At 54.6% G+C, this 21,699-nt stretch carries 18 protein-coding genes and 1 other annotated feature; of the genes, 9 read left to right on the top strand and 9 right to left on the bottom strand.

Features of this window, described 5'->3' with window-relative positions:
• Positions 1-190: 190 nt before the first annotated feature.
• The 4 genes from U869_RS0121555 to U869_RS0121540 form a co-directional block, all read right to left on the bottom strand.
• Positions 191-688 carry an OmpA family protein gene (locus U869_RS0121555; RefSeq protein ID WP_025120423.1) on the bottom strand — a complete coding sequence of 166 codons (498 nt, stop codon included), beginning with the start codon at positions 686-688 and terminating at the stop codon, positions 191-193.
• Positions 689-729: 41 nt separating this feature from the next.
• Positions 730-1,977, bottom strand: coding sequence for a diguanylate cyclase domain-containing protein (locus tag U869_RS0121550; RefSeq protein ID WP_025120424.1), 1,248 nt, complete (start codon positions 1,975-1,977; stop codon positions 730-732).
• Complete coding sequence (locus U869_RS0121545) at positions 1,974-2,561, bottom strand: YfiR family protein (protein ID WP_369795060.1); 588 nt, start codon at positions 2,559-2,561, stop codon at positions 1,974-1,976. The genes U869_RS0121550 and U869_RS0121545 overlap by 4 nt, the downstream gene beginning before the upstream one ends.
• A gap of 279 nt (positions 2,562-2,840) precedes the next feature.
• Positions 2,841-5,570, bottom strand: coding sequence for a cation-transporting P-type ATPase (locus tag U869_RS0121540; RefSeq protein WP_025120426.1), 2,730 nt, complete (start codon positions 5,568-5,570; stop codon positions 2,841-2,843).
• A 654-nt stretch (positions 5,571-6,224) separates the two neighbouring features.
• Between U869_RS0121540 and sltY the strand changes: the two genes are divergently transcribed.
• Together sltY and trpR are read left to right on the top strand one after the other, a co-directional pair.
• Positions 6,225-8,144, top strand: a complete 1,920-nt coding sequence (gene sltY, locus U869_RS0121535; protein ID WP_025120427.1) for a murein transglycosylase — start codon at positions 6,225-6,227, stop codon at positions 8,142-8,144.
• Between the two features lie 260 nt (positions 8,145-8,404).
• On the top strand, positions 8,405-8,725 hold the full coding sequence (gene trpR, locus U869_RS0121530) for a trp operon repressor (protein ID WP_029987425.1): 321 nt from the start codon (positions 8,405-8,407) through the stop codon (positions 8,723-8,725).
• 20 nt (positions 8,726-8,745) lie between these two features.
• Here the strand turns inward: trpR and yjjX are convergent, their stop codons facing one another.
• The gene (gene yjjX / locus U869_RS0121525; RefSeq protein WP_025120428.1) at positions 8,746-9,291 is read right to left on the bottom strand and encodes an inosine/xanthosine triphosphatase; all 546 of its coding nucleotides are present in this window, start codon (positions 9,289-9,291) and stop codon (positions 8,746-8,748) included.
• A gap of 127 nt (positions 9,292-9,418) precedes the next feature.
• On the opposite strand from yjjX, the gene gpmB reads away from it, so the two are divergent.
• Positions 9,419-10,066 (top strand): 2,3-diphosphoglycerate-dependent phosphoglycerate mutase GpmB, encoded by a 648-nt coding sequence (gene gpmB / locus U869_RS0121520; protein ID WP_025120429.1) that lies wholly within the window; start codon positions 9,419-9,421, stop codon positions 10,064-10,066.
• Here the strand turns inward: gpmB and robA are convergent.
• The gene (gene robA / locus U869_RS0121515; protein ID WP_025120430.1) at positions 10,063-10,932 is read right to left on the bottom strand and encodes an MDR efflux pump AcrAB transcriptional activator RobA; all 870 of its coding nucleotides are present in this window, start codon (positions 10,930-10,932) and stop codon (positions 10,063-10,065) included. The genes gpmB and robA overlap by 4 nt on opposite strands.
• 343 nt (positions 10,933-11,275) lie before the next feature.
• Here robA and creA point away from each other — a divergent pair, with 343 nt between their 5' ends.
• Positions 11,276-11,755, top strand: coding sequence for a protein CreA (gene creA / locus U869_RS0121510; protein ID WP_025120431.1), 480 nt, complete (start codon positions 11,276-11,278; stop codon positions 11,753-11,755).
• Positions 11,756-11,815: 60 nt separating this feature from the next.
• Here the strand turns inward: creA and arcA are convergent, their stop codons facing one another.
• Positions 11,816-12,532, bottom strand: coding sequence for a two-component system response regulator ArcA (arcA, locus tag U869_RS0121505; protein ID WP_024483588.1), 717 nt, complete (start codon positions 12,530-12,532; stop codon positions 11,816-11,818).
• A 634-nt stretch (positions 12,533-13,166) separates the two neighbouring features.
• On the opposite strand from arcA, the gene U869_RS0121500 reads away from it, so the two are divergent.
• The 5 genes from U869_RS0121500 to thrC all read left to right on the top strand — a co-directional run bounded on the left by U869_RS0121500 (position 13,167) and on the right by thrC (position 18,897).
• Complete coding sequence (locus tag U869_RS0121500; protein ID WP_025120432.1) at positions 13,167-13,853, top strand: tRNA/rRNA methyltransferase; 687 nt, start codon at positions 13,167-13,169, stop codon at positions 13,851-13,853.
• 209 nt (positions 13,854-14,062) lie between these two features.
• A complete protein-coding gene (thrL, locus tag U869_RS31020; RefSeq protein ID WP_071998276.1) occupies positions 14,063-14,131 on the top strand; it encodes a thr operon leader peptide in 69 nt (22 codons plus the stop codon).
• Positions 14,070-14,188 (top strand) — a sequence feature (Thr leader region). Its footprint overlaps the gene before it by 62 nt.
• 25 nt (positions 14,189-14,213) lie before the next feature.
• Positions 14,214-16,673, top strand: coding sequence for a bifunctional aspartate kinase/homoserine dehydrogenase I (thrA, locus tag U869_RS0121495; RefSeq protein WP_025120433.1), 2,460 nt, complete (start codon positions 14,214-14,216; stop codon positions 16,671-16,673).
• Position 16,674: 1 nt separating this feature from the next.
• Positions 16,675-17,604 carry a homoserine kinase gene (gene thrB, locus U869_RS0121490; protein ID WP_025120434.1) on the top strand — a complete coding sequence of 310 codons (930 nt, stop codon included), beginning with the start codon at positions 16,675-16,677 and terminating at the stop codon, positions 17,602-17,604.
• Positions 17,605-17,607: 3 nt separating this feature from the next.
• Positions 17,608-18,897: a threonine synthase gene (thrC, locus tag U869_RS0121485; protein ID WP_025120435.1), complete on the top strand. Its 1,290-nt coding sequence runs from the start codon at positions 17,608-17,610 to the stop codon at positions 18,895-18,897.
• A 165-nt stretch (positions 18,898-19,062) separates the two neighbouring features.
• On the opposite strand, the gene yaaA is transcribed toward thrC, so the two are convergent.
• Together yaaA and U869_RS0121475 are read right to left on the bottom strand one after the other, a co-directional pair.
• A complete protein-coding gene (gene yaaA, locus U869_RS0121480) occupies positions 19,063-19,836 on the bottom strand; it encodes a peroxide stress protein YaaA (protein WP_025120436.1) in 774 nt (257 codons plus the stop codon).
• A 101-nt stretch (positions 19,837-19,937) separates the two neighbouring features.
• A complete protein-coding gene (locus U869_RS0121475) occupies positions 19,938-21,371 on the bottom strand; it encodes a sodium:alanine symporter family protein (RefSeq protein WP_025120437.1) in 1,434 nt (477 codons plus the stop codon).
• Positions 21,372-21,699: the final 328 nt, after the last annotated feature.

Here is a 21,699-nt window from a genome sequence, read left to right as displayed (position 1 = left end):
AACCGCTATTGGCCCTCACCCCAACCCTATCCCACGGGGAGAGGGAGCTAGTTCAGCGCCATCGGTAGGTTATGTGGCACTGCGTAGGGGCGCTGCATGTTGCGCCCGTGTTGAGGCCAGATGCGGGAGTTAAATTGTGGCACGTTCGGTCCCCTCTCCCTGTGGGAGAGGGCTAGGGTGAGGGGGGAGCTCAGGGGGTGACAACGATCGCTACGCGGCGGTTTTCGGCGCGACCACTGGAGGTCGCGTTACTGGCAACCGGTTGGCGTTTACCCATACCACGAGTGGTGATATTGGCTCGTGGGATGCCGACACCGGCCAGTACATCGGCCACCGCGTTGGCACGGCGCAGAGAAAGCTGGTCGTTGTAGCTGTCTTCGCCGTAGTTATCGGTGTGCCCATCCAGGCGGAATTGCGTGATGTCTACGCTCAGCAGTGCGCGGCCCATCTTCTCGACGATTTCGGTACTTTGAGGACTTAGCTTGCCGACGTTGTTACCGAACAGCACTTTGTCGGAAAAACCGAATTCCCAACCGTTATCGGTCAGTTTAAACCCTTGAGCCTGCAGCAAGGCGATCTGCGCTGCCGTCAGCCCCTGCGGTTTGCTCTGGCAGCCTGCCAGCGTGAGCAAGGCAATAAACATTAACGTCAGTAGGGAAAAAGAGCGTTTAAAATTTTGCTGTAACATTGATTTTTTCTCTTAGGGTTAATTGAGACTCGGTGCTGGCGCTATTTGCGCATCGCTAACCGCCAGCCTCCGTGGGACAAATGTTTTGCCCGATACATCGCATCATCGGCTTCGTGAAGCAGATCCTGAGGCGTAGAGGCATGTTCGGGATAAAACGCGATGCCGATACTCAGCGCGGCAAGCACGGTTTCCTTATTGTGCAACACAATAGGTTGCTGCATACACTCGATGATATTGTCGGCAATCGGTAACACATCGTCGGTGTTGCTGAGCGGTGCTAGCAGGATGGCGAACTCATCGCCTCCCATCCGGGCAACCAGATCGTGCTTGCGCAATCTGCTACGCAGCCGTTCTGCGATGGTGATCAATACGGTATCACCGGCAGCGTGGCCGTGGTTATCATTCACTTCCTTGAAATGATTGCCGTCGATAAACAGTACCGCCAGATTTTCATCGTGTTCGAGTTCCGTCAACGCGCGGCCTAACTGGTTTTCAAAGAAGGCGCGGTTTGGCAGCCCGGTCAGGCTGTCGTGGGTGGCCTGATGGGTTAATGCATCATTCTCTTGCTGCAGATGAGCCTGCCAGGCTTCGATCTCATCGAGTAGGCAGTTAAAATCGCAGCTCAGTTCGTGCAGTTCGGCGATAGGGGCGGAAGGCACACGTAGATCGAAAGATCGATCGCGCCGCACCGTATGGGCCACGTTGGTGATATCATCCAAGGGGGTTACGATCCCAGTGAGCATTCTACGGGATAGCACCAAGGCGCACACTGTACTGAGCGCCAGACAGACAAGCATACCTACCATGCCGCGCATCAGGAATCTCAACAGGCTGTTGCCGCTGCCAGTTAACCATACCAGCCCGATCTGGTTACCTTCATGGGTGATGGGCCATACTACCGCTTCCGGCAAGACCCAGTGGGCGACCAACTGCTCCAGACCATGTAATGCACCATCCGTTGAGTGACTCCAGTTGGCCAGGGAAACTCCCTGTTTATCCAGGACCTTGGCTTCCGAAACCTCTTCGTTGGAGGCGATCAGCATCAGCGCTTCGCGAGCGGCGGGGCGATCCTCAAACACCACCGCAGCTTCAACGGTGTAACTGATCGAGCGGGCGATCAGATGCAGGTTATGATTGGCGTAAGCGCGCAAGGCAAACATTGCCAGCAGCGTCAGGAAGATCCCCGCGGTACCAACGGCGATCAGCGCCAGGCTCAGGTTCATCCGTTGCAGGACTTGGCCCAGCGTAGGGCGAGATGGGGTAGACCCTTTACTGCGTAACAGGCTCATAGCTGCGGCACCTTTTTGCGCGCCAACTGCAGCACGTTGGGGTGAACACGCACGCCACTGCGCGCCAGGGCATCCAGATTCACTTTAAAACCCGTCTGATCGTTGCTGATTTGCAAACAAAAGGCACTGCCAACAGCACATTCCATATCCTTTTCGCTGATGCTGAGGATCGAGTGACCCGTGATCCGATTGATGAACTCTTGTTTTTGCTCGGTATTAACCTCGCCCAAATACACCACATCGCAACTGGTCGCCAGTTGCGGGTCTGACAATTCAATCCGCAGGGCTTTAATTGGCCGCGGGGCCGTCAGCAATACCGGGTCGAACAGACCTTCAGCATACTCGGCAGACGCAGTCACGCATAAGCGGATTGGGTCGGGTTGGGCGGGCCAACGCGCATAGCTGATAATCCCCACCACCATGGTGGTAACGGCATGACTGCGTTTTTGGTCGGGATCTTGCGTATCAGCCCTGGCCACGCTGCAAGACGTCAACAGCGCCAGCAGCAGGATCGGCAAAATGCGACGCGAACGGATCGGGTTCCAGTGTAAACCCTGCGTCCTGCTTGCCAACCATCTGGCCATTATCGACATCATCATCCGCCATTTCCGCCTACGGCCGGCTTGGTGGCACGGCACTCTGATACTAAATAAATTGAATCTGGTCTAGAGGGAAAAAGCTTAACCACATACAAGCCATGATACTACCTGGACCGTCTTGGATGCGGATTGTAGTATAAGAGATGTTTACTGTGCGCTTTATGCGCGCTTTTATAAGATTTTTCCTAGGACTATTTTTGCAATATAAAAACGCCCGGCAGAGTCATGCCAGGCGTTCAAGTTAAGACTGTCTAGTCGGCGGTATTATACCAGAGTTTTGCGGCTCGCTTTTATGCGGTTGATCACCCATTTCTCTACTTCCACAATCAGGAACAGCGCAATGGCGATCATTAGCGTCACGCCCCAGTAGAACAGCGGCAGCGGCGCGGTGCCAAAGAGCGAGTTCATAAACGGCAGATAGATGATGGCCATCTGTAGCAGTAACAACACGCCACTCACCAACCACAGGCCTTTATTCAGGAACAGTTGGCGGTTGAGCGGGAAGCGATCTGCGGTGCGGCAGTTGAACATGTAAACCCATTGTGCGGTGACCAGAGTTTGCAGCAGTACGGTGCGGATCAGCTCGCTGCTGTAGCCACGCGGTGCCATCCAGGCTTCCAGCGCGAAGGCGCTGATGGCGATCAACACCCCGACGAAGCCGATACGCCAGATAGCATGCAGATCCAATACGTTACTGCCCGGCACCCTTGGTTTGCGGTGCATCAACCCTTTTTCGGCAGGCTCATAGGCCAGACCGAAGGAGAGGGTGGTCGAGGTCGCCATGTTCATCCACAGGATCTGGATTGGCGTCAGTGGCAGCATGGCACCGGCCAGAATGGCGATGATGATCAGCAGGCCCTGCGCCAGGTTGGTCGGCAGTACGAACAGAATGGTTTTCTTCAGGTTATCGTAGACACGACGGCCTTCTTTTACCGCGCTGGCGATGGTGGCGAAGTTATCGTCGGTCAGCACCATATCGGCGGCTTCCTTAGTGACTTCGGTACCTTTGATCCCCATCGCGATGCCAACGTCAGCCTGTTTCAACGCGGGTGCATCGTTGACGCCGTCGCCGGTCATCCCCACTACGCCGCCTTTATCCTGCAACGCTTTAACCAGACGCAGCTTATGTTCCGGGCTGGTACGGGCAAAGATATCGTAGCGCACGGCGGCCTCTGCCAGCGCCTGGTCATCCATGTGTTCCAGTTCGGAACCGGTGATGGAATCCTGGCTGTTACCAATTCCCAGCATGGCACCGATGGCCATTGCCGTTTTCTGGTGATCGCCGGTGATCATCTTCACGCGGATCCCCGCTTGCTGGCATTCGGCGATGGCGGCGACCGCCTCAGGACGCGGTGGATCCATCACGCCAGCGATACCGATAAACACCATCTGCTGGCGGATATCGCCGTGATCCAGTTCCACTTCGCCGTCTGGCGTCGTTTTGCTGGCGGCGGCAACCATGCGTAAACCTTGCTCGGCGAAGCGTGACATTTCCGCTTCCCAGTATCCGAGGCGGAAGGGTTGGATGCCCGAGTCGGTCAGTTCGAATTCACACAGTGAGAACAATACGTCTGGCGCACCGGTCAGGAACACCTGGTTTTTGCCCGCGACCTGACTCCGTACCGCCATATATTTGTAGCTGGAGTCGAACGGAATTTTAGCTAGTTGACGTGTTTCGCCGATCGCTAAGCCGGCCTTCATCGCCAGCACTTTCAATGCGCCTTCCGTCGGGCTGCCGGTGACCAGCCAACGGCCGCTGTCATCCTGCTTTACCTGGCTGTCGTTGCACAAAGTGATCGCAGTAATGAACTGTGCCAACGGCGGGATTTCATGGACCTGTGCCGGTTTGTTACTGTCAGCAAAGAAAATACCACCGACCGGCTCATAGCTTTCCCCTTCAACGCGGAAGGCATGGTCGGCCATGATGACGTTTTTCGCCGTCATTTCGTTCATGGTCAGCGTGCCGGTCTTGTCCGAGCAGATCACCGTCATGGAACCCAAGGTTTCCACCGTCGGCAGCTTACGGATAATCGCGCGGTTGCGGGCCATCGACTGCACGCCCAAGGACAGAATAATCGAAATGATAGCGGGCAGACCTTCGGGCACCGAGGCTACCGCCAGGCTGATCAGCGCGACAAGTAGCTCACCGAGCGGCATATCCCGCATTGTGAAAGCAAAGATGAACAGCAATACCATCATCACCAGGATCAGGATGAAGATGTTTTTGCCCAGACGGTCCATCTGTTGCAGTAACGGGGTGCGCTGGGTCTTAACGGTGGAGATCATCTCGCTGATGTGGCCGAGCTCGGTATAGCCGCCGGTTGCGATAACAATGCCCTTCGCATTCCCGGCGCTGATGGTGGTACCGGAGAACAGCAGGTTGGTGCGATCGCCAATCATCACTTCATCAGGGATAGCGTCGGTCTGTTTTGACACCACGCTAGATTCACCGGTCAGGATGGCTTCTTCAACCTGTAGGTTGTGGGATTCCAATAACCGCAGATCGGCGGGAATTTTATCGCCAGGGCGCAATAACACGATATCCCCTGGAACCAAATCTTCCGCATTCACCGTGTGGTTAATTCCGTCACGCACCACAATCGCCTGACTGGAAAGCATATTTTTGATGCCTTTCAGTGATTTCTCAGCACTGTTTTCCTGCACAAAGCCGATAAGGGCATTGATCACGGCAACGCAGAGAATAACCACGGTATCGATCCAATGGCCCATAATGCCTTTAAGGAAGGCAGCGGCCAGCAGAATATAAATCAGTACATCGTTAAAGTGGGCAATAAAGCGCATAAAGGCGCTTTTGCCTGCCTGCTCCGGCAGGGCATTGGGGCCAAACTTCTTCAGCCGTTCGGCGGCTTCCTGTTCACTCAGGCCCTGCTGCTGGCTGTTCAGATGCTGCAGCGTTTGTTCAATATCATATTGATACCAGGCCTTTTCCGGCTTGGGCGGCTCTTGGTATTCAGTGGGGGAACGTGTTGGCATTGAGTGCCTCTCCTTATAGTCAAAATCGTTCGAATCTAAGTCCCCATCTGTGTCGGCAGCCCTTTTGCCGGGGTGATATTCCATTGTTTTCTGTCACACAGACGTGAATGCTAATAATTTTCAGTAAGCTGGTGGTCAAATATCTGCCGCGTGATAGTAAATAATCGCAAACTTGAGTTTTTGATCTGAGATAATAAAAGCCAAGTAATAGGAATTGTTTTAATCTGTATGGAAATGTTTCTGTATTAACGTCTCTGTAATGTAATTTTTTGTATAGGAACACTCTCGTCTACATAGAAAACTATAGAACACCGGCGTTATTGTGTGATGAAAAATTTCCTATAATCTCGTGGTTTTTCAAAACGTCGTCCGACTCTTCAGGCTGGCGCGGCGGCCTGGCAGCGTGGTTTCCCTCTACGTCGATAAACTTGTTATAAAGTAATGAATGGATACGCGTTTTTGCTGTCTATGATTAATACCTGATGCCAGCCCATGGTGGCGGCACGGTTTTGTTCCCGGCGTGGCTTCCCACGGTGGGGCGTGAGACACTCGCAGAGCAGGTCCACTGGCCCGTTGGCTGCTGACGCGGCGCGGCAACGGGGTGGATCGGTTCTGGCAAGCTAACCCAGCGAGGAAAGAGTAAGTATGGTCAAGGTGGACAAATGGCGGCTTTTGGCTGTGGGCCTGTGCCTGACGGCATTTTCTGGTGCAACATTGGCAGACTCCTTGGATGCCGAACGCCAGCGTTATCTGCAAATCAAGCAGGCCTGGGACAGTAAACAGATGGATGTGGTGGCGCAGTTGATGCCCACACTAGAGGATTATCCTCTGTATCCTTATCTGGAATATCGCCAGTTGACGCAGGATCTCAGCACGGCCAGCGCGGCCCAGGTCCAGCAATTTTTGCGGCAGCATCCTACGTTGCCACCGGCAAAATCGCTCTCTGCCCGTTTCGTCAACGAGCTGGCGAGCCGTCAAGACTGGACAACCCTGCTGGCTTTCAGCCCGCAAGAACCTAAACCGGTCGCGGCGCGCTGTAATTTCTATTACGCCAAGTGGGCCACTGGCGATCAGCAGGCGGCCTGGCCCGGTGCCGATGATATCTGGATGAGCGGTAAAACCTTGCCGGGCTCCTGCGATAAGCTGTTCAGCGTCTGGCAGGCTGCCGGCAAGCAAACACCGTTGAACACCCTGTCACGCATGAAGCTGGCGCTGAAAGAGGGTAATAGCAGCCTGGTGAACTACCTGTATCGCCAACTGCCAAGCGATTATCAGACCATGGGTGACGCACTGGTGAAGTTGCAAAACGATCCCGCCACGGTGGAGTCCTTTGCTCGTAGCGTTGGCCCGACGGACTTTACCCGTTCGGCCACCAGTATCGTCTTCGCCAGATTGGCCCGTCAGGATGTAGAAAATGCTCGGGCGATGATCCCAACGCTGGCTCGTTTGCAAAAAATGAGTGAAAGCGAGAAGTTGGGGATGGAAGAAGAGGTGGCCTGGCGATTGATGGGCAACGATGCCACTTTTGAGCAGACTCAATGGCGCGATCAGGTGATCCTGCGTAGCCAACAGCCAGCCTTGCTGGAACGCCGCGTGCGGATGGCGTTGGGCGTGGGGGATCGTCAGGGGGTAAAAACCTGGCTGGCTCGTCTGCCTGAAGAATCGCGCAACAAGGACGAATGGCGCTACTGGCGCGCCAGTGAAATGATTGATGAAGGCAAGCGCAGCGAAGGGGAAGTGATGCTGCGTAGCCTGATGAACGAACGCGGCTTCTACCCGATGGTGGCAGCGCAAAAATTGCAGGTAGCTTATCCGGTGATGGTTGCCGTGGCAGCCAAACCGCGCGCCGACCTGGTTAATGGCCCGGAGATTGCCCGGGTGCGCGAGTTGATGTATTGGAATATGGATAACCTGGCGCGCAGCGAGTGGAGCTCATTCGTCGCCAGCCGCAGCCGTCCAGAGCAAGAAGCATTGGCCCGCTATGCCTTTGAGCAGAAATGGGCCGATCTGAGCGTACAGGCAACCATCGTGGGCAAGCTGTGGGATCATCTCGAAGAACGTTTCCCGATGGCCTGGCCGCAGGAATTCCGCCGAGCTACCGAAGATAAAGGCATTACGCCGAGCTATGCGATGGCGATTGCCCGTCAGGAGAGCGCCTGGAACCCGAAAGCGCAGTCGCCGGTTGGGGCGGCAGGTTTGATGCAGGTCATGCCGCGTACTGCTAAGCATACGGTAGATCTGTTCGGCATTCCAGGCTACACCAGTCCAAGCCAGCTGTTTGATCCGCAAACCAATATCACCATTGGTACCAGCTACCTGGAATCGGTGTATCAGCAATTTGGGCGTAACCGCATTCTGGCGTCTGCGGCCTATAACGCAGGTCCATCACGGGTGAATACCTGGTTAGGTAATAGCGATGGCCGTGTGGATGCGGTGGCGTTTGTGGAAAGTATTCCGTTCTCGGAAACCCGTTCGTACGTGAAGAACGTGCTGGCTTATGACGCGTTTTATCGTTACTTCATGCATCGGCCAGCCAAGGTGCTGACGGATGCCGAGTGGCAACGACGTTATTGATAAATAGCCTTACGTGCAGTGACGTCCCTCACCCCAAGGAGAGGGGACCGAATGTGCCACAATTTGACTCCCGCATCTGGACTTAACAGGGGCGCAGCATGCGGCGCCCCTACGCAGTACCACATCAGCTGCCAACGACGCTGAACTAGCTCCCTCTCCCTGTGGGAGAGGGTTGGGGTGAGGGGGACCAGTTCCGGTATTTTGACCCTAACTCGCGGTATGCTATGCTGCTGTACTAGTTAAATAGTATGGTGGCTGGCATGACGCAATTATCGCTAAACGATCCCGCTCTTTCAGAACAAGGCAATGAAGATTGGCTGCGCTTTGTCGAGCTGTTACAGAGTTCGTTCGACCAGGATCTGCACCAACCGTTGATGCAACTGCTGCTGACGCCGGATGAGCGTACGGCATTGGGAACGCGGGTGCGGATTATTCAGGAACTGATGCGTGGCGAAATGAGCCAACGCGAGCTGAAAAATGAACTGGGGGCGGGCATCGCGACCATCACCAGAGGCTCTAACAGCCTGAAGATGGCGACGCCAGCGCTGAAACAGTGGCTGGAGCAGCAACTACTGGGGTGAAGCATCACCCCGGTCGCTGCTTATTGGTGCGGTGTATTGCCGTTGTTATGGCTGCGGTAAATCGGATTATGGAACGGCACCAGCGCCAGCAGCAGCGCCTGATGGTAAACGCTGGTACGGCTCAAGCGGCCGTCGGTAAAGATGCCGATCGCACCACCCTGGCGTTTAACTTCGCTATTGCCGGTGATCAAGGCCATTTCATTGCCCAACTCGCGGCCTGCGCGAATACCCTGTAAAATTGATTCTGGCAGCATCAGGCTGGCGGAACGCGATTCGCCACGGGTTTGCGGGTTCTCAATCGTCATCCAGGCAAACGTCATATTTTCTTCGATCCCGGCTTCGACCCCAACCCAAAAGTCGGCTTCTGGCCGCACCTGCCGTGCTTCCATCACACGCTGGCGTGCGCCGGTACGGGTTTCGGTATTGCCAATGGGTTGCAGTGAAACGCCGCTGGCGACGTCGACTGACTCGATGCGGCATTGGTCTGCACCGAAGGTATCTTCAAAGGCCAACTGAATAGCCTTGATCTTTGCCGGGTTGGTAGTTGCAGCGATAACATGATACATAACGGCTTTAGCTTCCTTAAAGTGGGGCTGTGTCTTGCCATGATTTTTGATGGCGGCAAGTTATGCGTGGTGCAAGGCACGAGCCACAGATAAACTCAAGTTTCACGCAGTATAACGGAAAAGCATAATGTTACAGGTATACCTTGTTCGCCACGGCGAAACGGAATGGAACGCGGCACGCCGCATCCAGGGCCAGTCCGATAGCCCATTAACCGCCAATGGCGTTCACCAGGCTCAACGGGTTGGCAAGCGCGTTAGCCTCGAGGGCATTACGCACGTGATTTCCAGCGATCTGGGCCGCACCCGCCAGACCGCACAAATCATTGCGGATGCTTGCGGTTGCGACGTTGTGGTTGATGCCAGACTGCGTGAGCTGCATATGGGCGTTCTGGAAGAACGTTTGATCGACAGCCTGACGCCGCAGGAGGAACTGTGGCGTAAACAGATGGTCGATGGTACTGCTGACGGCCGTATCCCTCAAGGTGAATCTATGACCGAGTTGGCCACGCGGATGCATGCGGCGCTGGAAAGTTGCCTGAAACTGCCGGAAGGCAGCAAACCGCTGATTGTCAGCCACGGCATCGCGCTGGGTTGTCTGATCGGGACGGTGTTAGGGTTACCGGCCTATGCCGAGCGCCGTCTACGTTTGCGCAACTGTTCGCTGTCGCGCGTCGACTACCAGCAAAGCCCTTGGTTGGCTCCGGGCTGGATTGTGGAAAGCGCGGGCGATATCTCACATCTGGACATGCCCGCGTTGGATGAACTACAGCGCTAACGGCGGATTGGGATCAGATAGTCGCAGCGGATCTCGGTAGGTGGCTGAGGCGGACGCCGGTCACCTTGCGGATAGAAGCGCTCAATATCGTGCCCTTTGCGACGGGTCAGCTCCAGTGCAGGCAAGCAGGTACCGTACAGGATCAGGATAAAGTCCTGCAGGCCGGACGCGGGCCCCTGGTAGCTGAACATGGCATACTCACCGCTCTGCAGCGTGATAGGTTGACCTTCTGCTACCTTGGTTGGCACGTGCTGCGCTTCCAGTGCCGTGGTATACAGGACTTCCTGTTCGTCGTCCTTTTCCTGGCTTGGCCGTGAGTGGTGCAGACCGTAGAGCACCGGTGGCAGGGTTTCCACATGCCCCAGATACTGCTGCCAGAACTGGGTACGCAGTTCGGAGCGGAAGTTGGAGATTTGCTCTAACGTACAGGAGTAGCTCTGCGTCAGACCGATCAGCTGTAGCTCCGGCAGCGTGACAAACTCTGGATGTGGCAGCGTAAAGGCGCCCAGACGTATTGGTGGGCACATGCCAAAGGCGTTCCAGTCTTCTGAACGGCGATACAGCGCTGGGGTTTGCGCAAACTGTTTTTTGAATGCGCGAGTGAAGGTCTGCTGTGAGTCGAAACGATACTGCAAGGCAATATCCAGAATAGGCCGACTGGTGAGGCGCAACGCGACCGCAGCTTTGGACAATCTTCTTGCCCGAATATAAGCCCCGATGGCGTTTCCAGTGATATCCTTAAACATCCGTTGCAGATGCCATTTAGAGTAACCCGCTTTTGCCGCCACGTTATCCAGTGACAAAGGTTGGTCCAAATGGCTTTCCAGCCAGCTAAGCAGATCACGAATGATACCGGCTTGATCCATAGAACTTCCTCGTAGAGCTTCAGGTTCGGCACCTGAACTGTTTGATTTGTCATGCTGATAGCTGATGCTGACTGACGTGTTCATCAATCAGTGGCATTACCTACGGCGCTTGCACGATATGCGTTGCGAGAAGGCGGGGGAAAACTTGTGTTAACAGGCTATAAGCGATGACGATGCCGCATAATAGCAACTTTTTTCCTCCGCGACTCTCAAAGATTTTTCTCGCGCTCTGTGCTAAAAAGAGCAGTCTGGGCCTGGAAAAAACCACTTCTGTGACCTGACGTATCGGCGTTCTTATTAGCAGCCCTGCTTTTTAACATGCTGTTCTATTGGAGTTAAGTGAATGAAAAAAGGATGGATATTTTTGTTTGGCCTGATTTGCGCAACGGTTAATAGCGCGCAGGCGGAACAGGTGGGATCGGTCGATACGGTATTCAAACTGTTTGGCCCGGATCATAAAATCGTGGTGGAAGCGTTCGACGATCCCGATGTGAAAAATGTAACTTGTTATATCAGCCGGGCAAAAACCGGTGGCATAAAAGGTGGTTTAGGGCTGGCAGAGGATACCTCGGATGCCGCCATTTCTTGTCAGCAGGTGGGGCCGATTGAGCTGAGCGACAAGATTAAAAAGGGTAAGGCGGAGGGAACCGTGGTGTTCCAGAAGCGTACTTCTCTGGTGTTCAAAAAGCTGCAGGTGGTACGTTTTTATGATGCCAATCGCAATGCGCTGATCTACCTCAGCTATTCCGATCGGGTGGTTGATGGTTCACCGAAGAACGCCCTGAGTGCGGTGCCGATCATCCCCTGGGGTGAGCCCAAATAGCAGACCAACAAAAAGGGTCCAGCAAGCTGGACCCTTTTTAATGTCTGGCGTAATAAAGGTTTACTCTTCCAGATCGCCGCAGAAGCGGTAACCTTCGCCATGAATGGTGGCAATGATTTCCGGCGTATCCGGCGTGGATTCGAAGTGCTTACGAATACGGCGGATGGTCACGTCTACGGTACGGTCATGCGGTTTCAGCTCACGGCCGGTCATTTTCTTCAGCAGTTCACCACGGGACTGGATTTTGCCCGGGTTTTCACAGAAGTGCAGCATGGCTCGGAATTCGCTGCGTGGCAGTTTGTACTGCTCGCCGGCAGGACCGATCAGAGAGCGGCTGTTGATGTCCAGCTCCCAACCATTGAACTTGTAGCTCTCGACCAGTTTGCGCTCTTCGCCGACGCTGCCCAGATTCATGGTGCGTGACAGCAGGTTGCGCGCACGGATAGTCAGTTCGCGTGGGTTGAACGGTTTGGTGATATAGTCATCGGCGCCGATTTCCAGGCCGAGGATTTTATCGACTTCATTATCACGACCGGTCAGGAACATCAGCGCGACGCTGGCTTGTTCGCGTAGTTCACGCGCCAGCAGCAGGCCGTTCTTGCCTGGCAGGTTGATATCCATGATAACCAGATTGATATCATTTTCGGACAGGATGTTGTGCATTTCTGCACCATCATTGGCTTCATGAACAATGTAGCCTTCCGCCTCGAAAATGCTCTTCAGGGTGTTACGAGTGACTAACTCGTCTTCGACAATCAGAATGTGCGGGGTCTGCATATTTGCTACCTAAAATTGCCAACAAAATAGAAAATAGGAAGTACAGCAGTCTTGGTGTTCTTCCATGGAGGGCAGAGATACCGCTCACGTTCCCTCAATAACCAAACGACTAAAGTACGTAAACTCGTTCTTGATGCGCTTCCATCAGTGTCAACAAGATCGCTAGCTGGGTGGGGGTGCTCTTTTTTACAACCCCGAATGATGCCAAAACGGCGCACATCCTAACCCTATTAACAGCAATATAACAGTGTGTGCCGAATTCATCACCTAACAAAACTACGCTTTGTTGACATATATCAAATTCAATTGTAGCACGTTAACAGTTTTGTGAAAAACACTTACAGAAATGCCAGGTTATGTCACAGATCGTCAAATTCTGTGAACGATTCAGCTTTGCTGGAGCTGAGGGGTCACAATTGACGGCTAACTTTTTTTGATTGAAATGCAACGTTTTGTTTTTATATAAAATTAAAACTTAACTTGTAACTATGTAGGTTTCGTTTGGTTTGTCGATTGAAAGGCCTGTTTAATAATATTATAGCAGGCGGGTAGTAACGATGTTAATCGATTGTAAATATAATCAGACAATTCCCAACAGTCAAAGAACTATTATCATTATTTTTCTGGAGTCTTGATGCAGCTTCATATCGTGTTAGTCGCGCCCGCACGGGCGGAAAATGTTGGCGCAGCAGCGCGGGCGATGAAAACCATGGGGTTCACTTCGTTGCGCATAGTCGACAGCGAGGCTCATCTACAGCCCGCCGCCCGCTGGGTCGCCCATGGTGCTGGCGATATTCTGGATGCGGTGCAGACGTTCCCTACTTTGCAGCAGGCGTTGGCCGACGTGGATTTTACCGTGGCAACCACCGCCCGCAGCCGCGCGCGCTTTCATTACTACTGTACTCCTCAGCAACTGACGGACCAGTTGGTGGAACGCCAGCAATGGGTACATCAGGCCGCATTGGTGTTTGGCCGTGAAGACTCGGGCCTGACCAACGAAGAGCTGGAGTTGGCCGATCTGTTGACCGGCGTACCGATGGTGGCCGACTATCCTTCGCTGAACCTCGGCCAGGCGGTGATGGTGTATTGCTATCAACTGGCGCAGTTGATGGCCGTCAGCGCACCGCAGGAACCGCTTGCCGATAGCGGGCAACTCAAAGCGCTGCGCCAGCGGGCAGATCGCCTGTTACAAGCGCTGGAGGTGGCGGGTGACCAAAAATTGCGCGATTGGTTACATCAACGCCTGGGGGTATTGCAGCAGCGCGATACCGTCATGCTGCACACTTTGCTGCATGATATTGAAAAAAAATTGGCCCAATGATGTAGGTGTTTTCCGTTTGTCATTTGGTGTTATTCACTATTAATGTGGCTTTTTAGTGATTTTTTGTTCTGCTATTTTGTTTTTTTATCGGCTTCATCGCGCAGATCGCGCTGTGGCCAGTAAATAGGCAAAATAAAGAAATAATTTGACTTGGCCAGGCGATTGCTTTAACCAATAGAGGGGACAGCGATTCTAATGAGACAGACAACATGCGAAACATCAGCCTGAATACGACAATTATTACCACCACCGATACCACAGGTAACGGGGCGGGCTGACGCGTACAGGAAACAGAAGAAAAAAGCCCGCACCTAACCAGTGCGGGCTTTTTTTTCGGCATAAATTCAGGAGAGAACAGAAATGCGAGTGCTTAAATTTGGTGGAACCTCGGTAGCGAATGCGGAACGTTTTCTGCGCGTTGCCGATATCGTGGAGAACAATGCACGCCAGGGACAGGTCGCCACGGTATTGTCCGCACCGGCCAAGATCACCAATCATCTGGTGGCGATGATTGAAAAAACGGTCGCCGGGCAGGATATTCTGCCAACCATGAGCGACGCCGAGCGCATCTTTGCCGAACTGCTCAGCGGTCTGGCTCAGTCACTGCCAGGTTTTGAGTACGATCGCCTGAAGGCGCTGGTCGAGCAGGAGTTCGCCCAGCTCAAACAGGTACTGCATGGCGTGGCGCTGTTGGGGCAGTGTCCGGACAGCGTCAATGCGGCCATCATCTGCCGGGGTGAAAAACTCTCTATTGCCATCATGGAAGGCGTCTTCAAAGCCAAAGGCTACCCGGTGACGGTGATCAACCCGGTAGAGAAACTGCTGGCTCAGGGCCACTATCTGGAATCAACTGTAGATATTGCCGAGTCCACCCTGCGTATTGCCGCAGCGCGTATTCCAGCTGACCATATCATCCTGATGGCAGGCTTTACTGCGGGTAACGACAAGGGCGAACTGGTGGTGTTGGGGCGCAACGGCTCCGATTATTCCGCCGCAGTGCTGGCCGCCTGCCTGCGTGCCGACTGCTGCGAGATCTGGACCGATGTGGACGGGGTTTATACCTGCGATCCGCGTACCGTGCCGGATGCCCGCTTGCTGAAATCGATGTCCTACCGAGAGGCGATGGAGCTTTCTTACTTCGGCGCCAAAGTTCTCCACCCGCGTACCATCACCCCGATTGCCCAGTTCCAAATCCCTTGTCTGATTAAAAACACTGCCAACCCACAAGCTCCCGGTACTTTGATTGGTGGCGAAAGCGTGGCCGATGATACGCCGGTCAAGGGCATCACCAACCTGAACAATATGGCGATGATCAACGTTTCCGGCCCGGGCATGAAAGGCATGGTCGGTATGGCGGCGCGGGTATTTGCCGTGATGTCACGCGCAGGGATCTCGGTGGTGCTGATCACCCAGTCCTCTTCCGAATACAGCATCAGCTTCTGTGTGCCACAGAGCGAGCTGCAACGTGCCCGTCGTGCCCTGGAAGACGAGTTCTATCTGGAGTTGAAAGACGGCGTGCTGGAGCCGCTGGACGTGATGGAGCGCCTGGCCATCATTTCGGTGGTCGGTGACGGTATGCGCACCCTGCGCGGCATCTCCGCGCGCTTCTTCTCTGCTCTGGCGCGTGCCAATATCAACATCGTGGCAATCGCGCAAGGATCTTCGGAGCGTTCAATCTCCGTGGTGGTCGATAATGATTCCGCAACCACCGGGGTACGCGTCAGCCATCAGATGTTGTTCAATACCGATCAGGTGATTGAAGTGTTTGTGATTGGCGTCGGCGGCGTCGGCGGGGCACTGATCGAACAGGTCTACCGCCAGCAGCCTTGGTTGAAGCAAAAACATATCGATCTGCGCATCTGCGGCATTGCCAACTCACGGGCGATGCTGACCAACGTGCACGGTATCTCGCTGGAAAGCTGGCGGGACGAGTTGGCCGAAGCCAAAGAGCCGTTCAATCTGGGCCGTCTGATCCGCCTGGTGAAAGAGTGCCATCTGCTCAACCCGGTGATTGTCGACTGTACTTCCAGCCAGGCGGTGGCCGATCAGTATGCCGATTTCCTGGCCGACGGTTTCCACGTGGTGACGCCAAACAAGAAGGCCAACACCTCGTCGATGAATTATTACCAGCAACTGCGCACCGCCGCAGCCGGTTCTCGCCGCAAGTTCCTGTATGACACTAACGTGGGCGCGGGTCTGCCAGTGATCGAAAACCTACAGAACCTGCTCAATGCGGGTGATGAGCTGGTGCGCTTCACCGGCATTCTGTCGGGATCGCTGTCCTTTATCTTCGGTAAGCTGGATGAGGGGATGTCACTGTCGGCTGCTACTTTGGAGGCCAAAGCCCTCGGCTATACCGAGCCAGACCCGCGTGACGATCTCTCGGGGATGGACGTCGCTCGCAAACTGCTGATCCTGGCACGTGAAGCGGGCTATGCGCTTGAACTGAGCGATATTGAAGTTGAATCGGTGCTACCGGCTTCGTTTGATGCCAGTGGTGATGTCGAGAACTTTATTGCCCGCCTGCCGGAGCTGGATGCCGAATTCAACCGCCGTGTGGCCGCCGCTGCCGCAGAAGGCAAAGTACTGCGCTATGTGGGGGCCATCGAAGAAGGCCGCTGTCTGGTACGTATTGATGCGGTAGACGGCAACGATCCGTTGTATAAAGTGAAGAACGGTGAGAACGCCCTGGCCTTCTACAGCCGCTACTATCAGCCATTGCCGCTGGTGCTGCGCGGCTATGGCGCCGGTAATGATGTGACGGCGGCCGGGGTATTTGCCGACCTGTTGCGCACACTGTCTTGGAAGTTGGGAGTCTAATATGGTTAAGGTGTATGCACCGGCCTCAATTGGTAACGTCAGCGTCGGGTTCGATGTGCTGGGAGCTGCGGTTTCCCCTGTCGACGGCACGTTGCTGGGAGATTGCGTCAGCGTGGAAGCGGCTAGCCGCTTCAGCCTGGAAAATAGCGGGCGCTTTGTCAGCAAGCTGCCGACCAATCCAAAACACAACATTGTTTATCAGTGTTGGGAGCGTTTCTGTCAGGAAATCGGCCGTGAAGTGCCGGTAGCGATGCGGTTGGAGAAGAACATGCCCATCGGTTCCGGGCTAGGCTCCAGCGCTTGCTCGGTGGTTGCCGGCCTGATGGCGATGAACGAGTTTTGCGACCGTCCGCTCAACGAGATGCAACTGCTGGCCCTGATGGGCGAGTTGGAAGGGCGCATTTCCGGCAGCGTGCATTACGACAACGTTGCGCCGTGCTATCTGGGCGGCTTGCAGTTGATGCTGGAAGAAGAAGGAAACATCTGCCAGGAAGTGCCTGGCTTTAAAGACTGGCTGTGGGTGATGGCCTATCCGGGCATCAAAGTCTCTACCGCAGAAGCGCGTGCCATTCTGCCTGCGCAATATCGCCGCCAGGACTGTATCAGCCATGGCCGCTATCTGGCGGGCTTTATTCACGCTTGCCACACTCAGCAACCGCGTCTGGCGGCCAAGCTGATGCAAGATGTGATTGCCGAACCTTATCGCACCCGCCTGCTGCCGGGCTTTGCCGAAGCGCGCAAAGCCTCGCAGGATATCGGTGCCTTGGCCTGTGGCATCTCCGGCTCCGGCCCGACGCTGTTTGCAGTCTGTGATGACGGCGCAACGGCGCAACGCATGGCCGATTGGCTCACCCACCATTACCTGCAAAACGACGAAGGTTTTGTTCATATTTGCCGCCTGGATACCGCCGGCGCTCGACTATTGGGATAACGCATGAAACTGTACAATCTGAAAGATCATAACGAACAGGTCAGCTTCGCGCAGGCGATCAAACAGGGCCTGGGCAAGCAGCAAGGGCTGTTTTTCCCGCTGGAACTGCCAGAATTCGAGCTGACCGAAATTGATAAGCTGCTGGAGATGGATTTTGTCACCCGCAGCAGCAAGATCCTGTCCGCTTTTATTGGCGATGAGATCGGTGAAGAGGCGCTGTACAAGCGCGTAAAGGCCGCGTTTGAGTTCCCGGCTCCGGTAGCGCAAGTGGAGAGTGATGTCGCTTGCCTGGAGCTGTTCCACGGCCCGACGCTGGCATTCAAAGACTTCGGCGGCCGCTTTATGGCCCAAATGCTGGCCGAAGTGGCTGGCGATCAGCCGGTGACCATCCTGACGGCAACTTCTGGTGATACTGGAGCGGCCGTGGCTCATGCCTTCTATGGCCTGAAAAACGTGCGCGTAGTGATCCTCTATCCACAGGGCAAAATTAGTTCGTTGCAGGAAAAGCTGTTCTGTACTCTGGGTGGCAACATCCACACCATCGCGATTGATGGCGACTTTGATGCCTGCCAGGCGCTGGTCAAACAGGCGTTTGACGATCAGGAGCTGAAAGAGGCGGTGCACCTGAACTCGGCCAACTCGATCAATATCAGTCGTCTGTTGGCGCAGATCTGCTACTACTTTGAAGCGGTGGCGCAGTTGCCACAGGAAGCTCGCAATCAGCTGGTGGTGTCCGTACCCAGCGGCAACTTTGGTGATTTGACCGCTGGCTTGCTGGCGAAATCCCTGGGGCTACCGGTGAAGCGCTTTATTGCCGCCACCAACGCCAATGACACCGTGCCACGTTTCCTGACGAGCGGCGAATGGCAGCCAAACACCACCGTAGCGACGTTGTCCAACGCGATGGACGTCAGCCAGCCTAACAACTGGCCGCGTGTGGAAGAGCTGTTCCGCCGTAAAATCTGGCAGTTGAAAGAATTGGCTCATGGCGCGGTGAGTGATGAAACCACCAAGGACACCATGAAAGAGTTGGCGGCGTTGGGTTATCTTTCAGAGCCTCACGCGGCGATCGCCTACCGCGTGCTGCGCGATCAACTGCAAGAAGGGGAGTTTGGTCTGTTCCTGGGCACGGCGCATCCGGCCAAGTTCAAGGAAAGCGTCGAAGAGATCCTCGGCCAGGAGCTTCCGCTGCCTCAGGCTTTGGCGGTACGCGCTCAGTTGCCGCTGTTGTCACATAACATGCCTGCGGACTTTGCGGCACTGCGTCAATTCATGATGACCTTGCCTGTCTGATAACGCCTGTCCCTATACCCCTCACCCCAACCCTCTCCCCAAAAAGGAGAGGGAGCTGGACGGAGTCGTGGTGAGGTACGGTGTTTAGGTAGATTTTTGCACTCGACAACGAACTCGATCGGTCCCCTCTCCCTGTGGGAGAGGGTTAGGGTGAGGCGCGATCGATTATTGTTCCGGGCGTTTAAACACCAGCTCATTACCCGCCGAGGCCGCCTCATCGAAGGCATACCCTTCCAGATTGAAATCCACCAGTTGTTCACTGCGGTTCAAGCGATTCTTGATGATAAAGCGGCTCATCAGCCCACGTGCTTTCTTGGCGTAGAAGCTGATGACCTTGTATTTGCCGTTTTTCTCGTCCAGGAATACCGGCTTGATCAGTGAGCCACGCAGCTTGGCCGGTTTCACCGACTTGAAGTATTCATCGGAAGCCAGGTTTACCACGACATCGTCACCTTGTTGTTCCAGAGCCTGATTCAGTTTTTCGGTGATCCGATCGCCCCAGAAGCTGTACAAGTCTTTACCCTGCGGGTTTTCCAGCTTGATCCCCATTTCCAACCGGTAAGGCATCATCAGATCCAGCGGGCGCAACATCCCGTACAGGCCAGACAGCATACGCAGATGCTGTTGTGCGAAGTCGAAGTCCTCTTCGCTGAAGTCTTGCGCCTGTAAACCGGTATAAACGTCACCTTTAAACGCCAGCAGCGCCTGACGAGCGTTGTCCGGGGTAAAGTCGGGCTGCCACTCGCCAAAGCGTGCGGCATTCAGGCCCGCCAGCTTATCGCTGATATGCATCAGGCCGGAAATTTGTGCCGGGGTCAGCTTACGGCAGATTTTGATCAGCTTTTGCGACTGGTCCAGTAACTCGGGCTGGGTAAAGCGCTCGGTGGCTAATGGGCTTTCATAATCCAGGGTTTTGGCAGGTGAAATAATAACGAGCATGGTCACATCCTGTTTATCAACATGTGGCTACTGTAGCAAAAAGCGGGCAAGACCAGGAGGTATGGCTGCGATAGGGCGCACTTTACGCACGCCCTGTAGCGTTAACGCTGCTTGGTGGGTTCCCAGATGCCCGGTTCGAGTTGGGATTCCAATTCCGGGTAGCGGTTGGGGCTAAAGCTGGGTAACTTGCCGAGCGAACGCTGATGGTTGTAGTCCTTGGCCAGTTTGAATGCCACGTTGGACAGTAGCAAGATAGCGGTCAGGTTGGTGATCGCCATCAGCGCCATCGAGATGTCCGCCATTTTCCACACCGTGGGTAATTCTGCCATCGAGCCAAACATCACCATGCCCAAGGCAAAACAGCGGAAAATCGTCAGCTTGGTCGGGTGGTTGTGCTTGAGGAAGATCAGGTTGTTCTCGGCATAGGCATAATTGGCAATGATGGAGGTAAAGGCAAACAGGAAAATGGCAATGGCGACAAAGGGCGCGCCCCAGTCACCGACGGCATTGGCCATGGCCCGTTGAGTCAACTCGATGCCGCTGATGTTGGTTGAGGGATTATCCAGCGCACCGGAGGCCAGAATAATCGCCGCTGTGGCGCTGCAGATAATGATGGTGTCGACAAATACGCCAAGCATCTGCACATAACCCTGCGAAGCCGGATGTGGCGGATATGGGGCGGCGGAGGCGGCCGCGTTGGGCGCGGATCCCATCCCACCTTCGTTAGAAAACAGGCCGCGTTGGATACCCTGCGTCATGGCCTGGGAGATCCCGTAGCCCAAGGTACCGGCCGCGACTTCTTGCACGCCGAAAGCGCTTTTGAAGATCAGCGCCAGGATGGCTGGCATCTGCTCGATGTTCAGGCCGATGATCCATAGCGCCAATAGCAGGTAGCCCAGAGCCATAAAGGGGACGATTTTTTCCGCGACGCGGGCGATGGTACGGATGCCGCCAAAGATCACTATGGCGCTCAGTACCACGACCCCCATGCCGACATGCATAGGATCGGAGTTAAAGGCCACGGAGCTGGCCAGCGCGATCGAGTTGGCCTGTACTGCATTGAACACCAGGCCGAAAGCGATCAGCAGGAAAACGGAGAACATCACGCCCATCCAGCGCATCCCCAGCCCTTTTTCCATATAGTAGGCCGGGCCACCACGGTAGTTGCCGTTATCGTCCTTGGTTTTGTAGAGCTGTGCCAGGGTGCTCTCAATAAAAGAGGTTGCCATGCCGATAAATGCGACCACCCACATCCAGAAGATGGCTCCTGGGCCACCGGCGGTGAGCGCTATCGCCACGCCGGTCAGGTTGTTAGTGCCGATACGTGCGGCTAACGACGTGCATAGTGCCTGGAAGGATGAAATACCTGCACTGTCGCTTTTGGTGCTGTTCTTCAGCACGGAAAACATATGGCTGAAATGGCGAATTTGAATAAAACGGGTACGCAAGGTGAAATAGATGCCGGTACCCAGCAGCAAATAAATCAGTACCGATCCCCACAGGATGTTATTGATAAAGTTAATCAGATCCGTCACAGGTTTCTCCTTGTCAAGATCTACAGTACCTCAGATTTTTCGTCTTTTTTTACGAGGAAACTGAGTCAGTTCTCTACAAGATGTTGGCTAAAATCATCCAAATTGTCTGGGATCGCAGCTTTCTTTGGATTTTAGCGGTGAATAAAACAGCTGGCGGGAATTTAACATAATTTCTGAGGGTGATAGCGCGTTAATGCCGTGGCGTTGGTTCGGTAATTGCGAAATATCAGCGCGTAACCGGTTGCCCGCACAAGGATAAAACAACCGCCGCCAGCGCACGATTTTCCTGCCTTGCGCCGGGCTACGTGCATGTTATTATCAGGACAAG

The organism is Serratia sp. H1w, from assembly GCF_000633355.1.
Lineage (GTDB): Bacteria > Pseudomonadota > Gammaproteobacteria > Enterobacterales > Enterobacteriaceae > Chania.
This window is presented reverse-complemented; position numbering and strand designations above follow the sequence as displayed.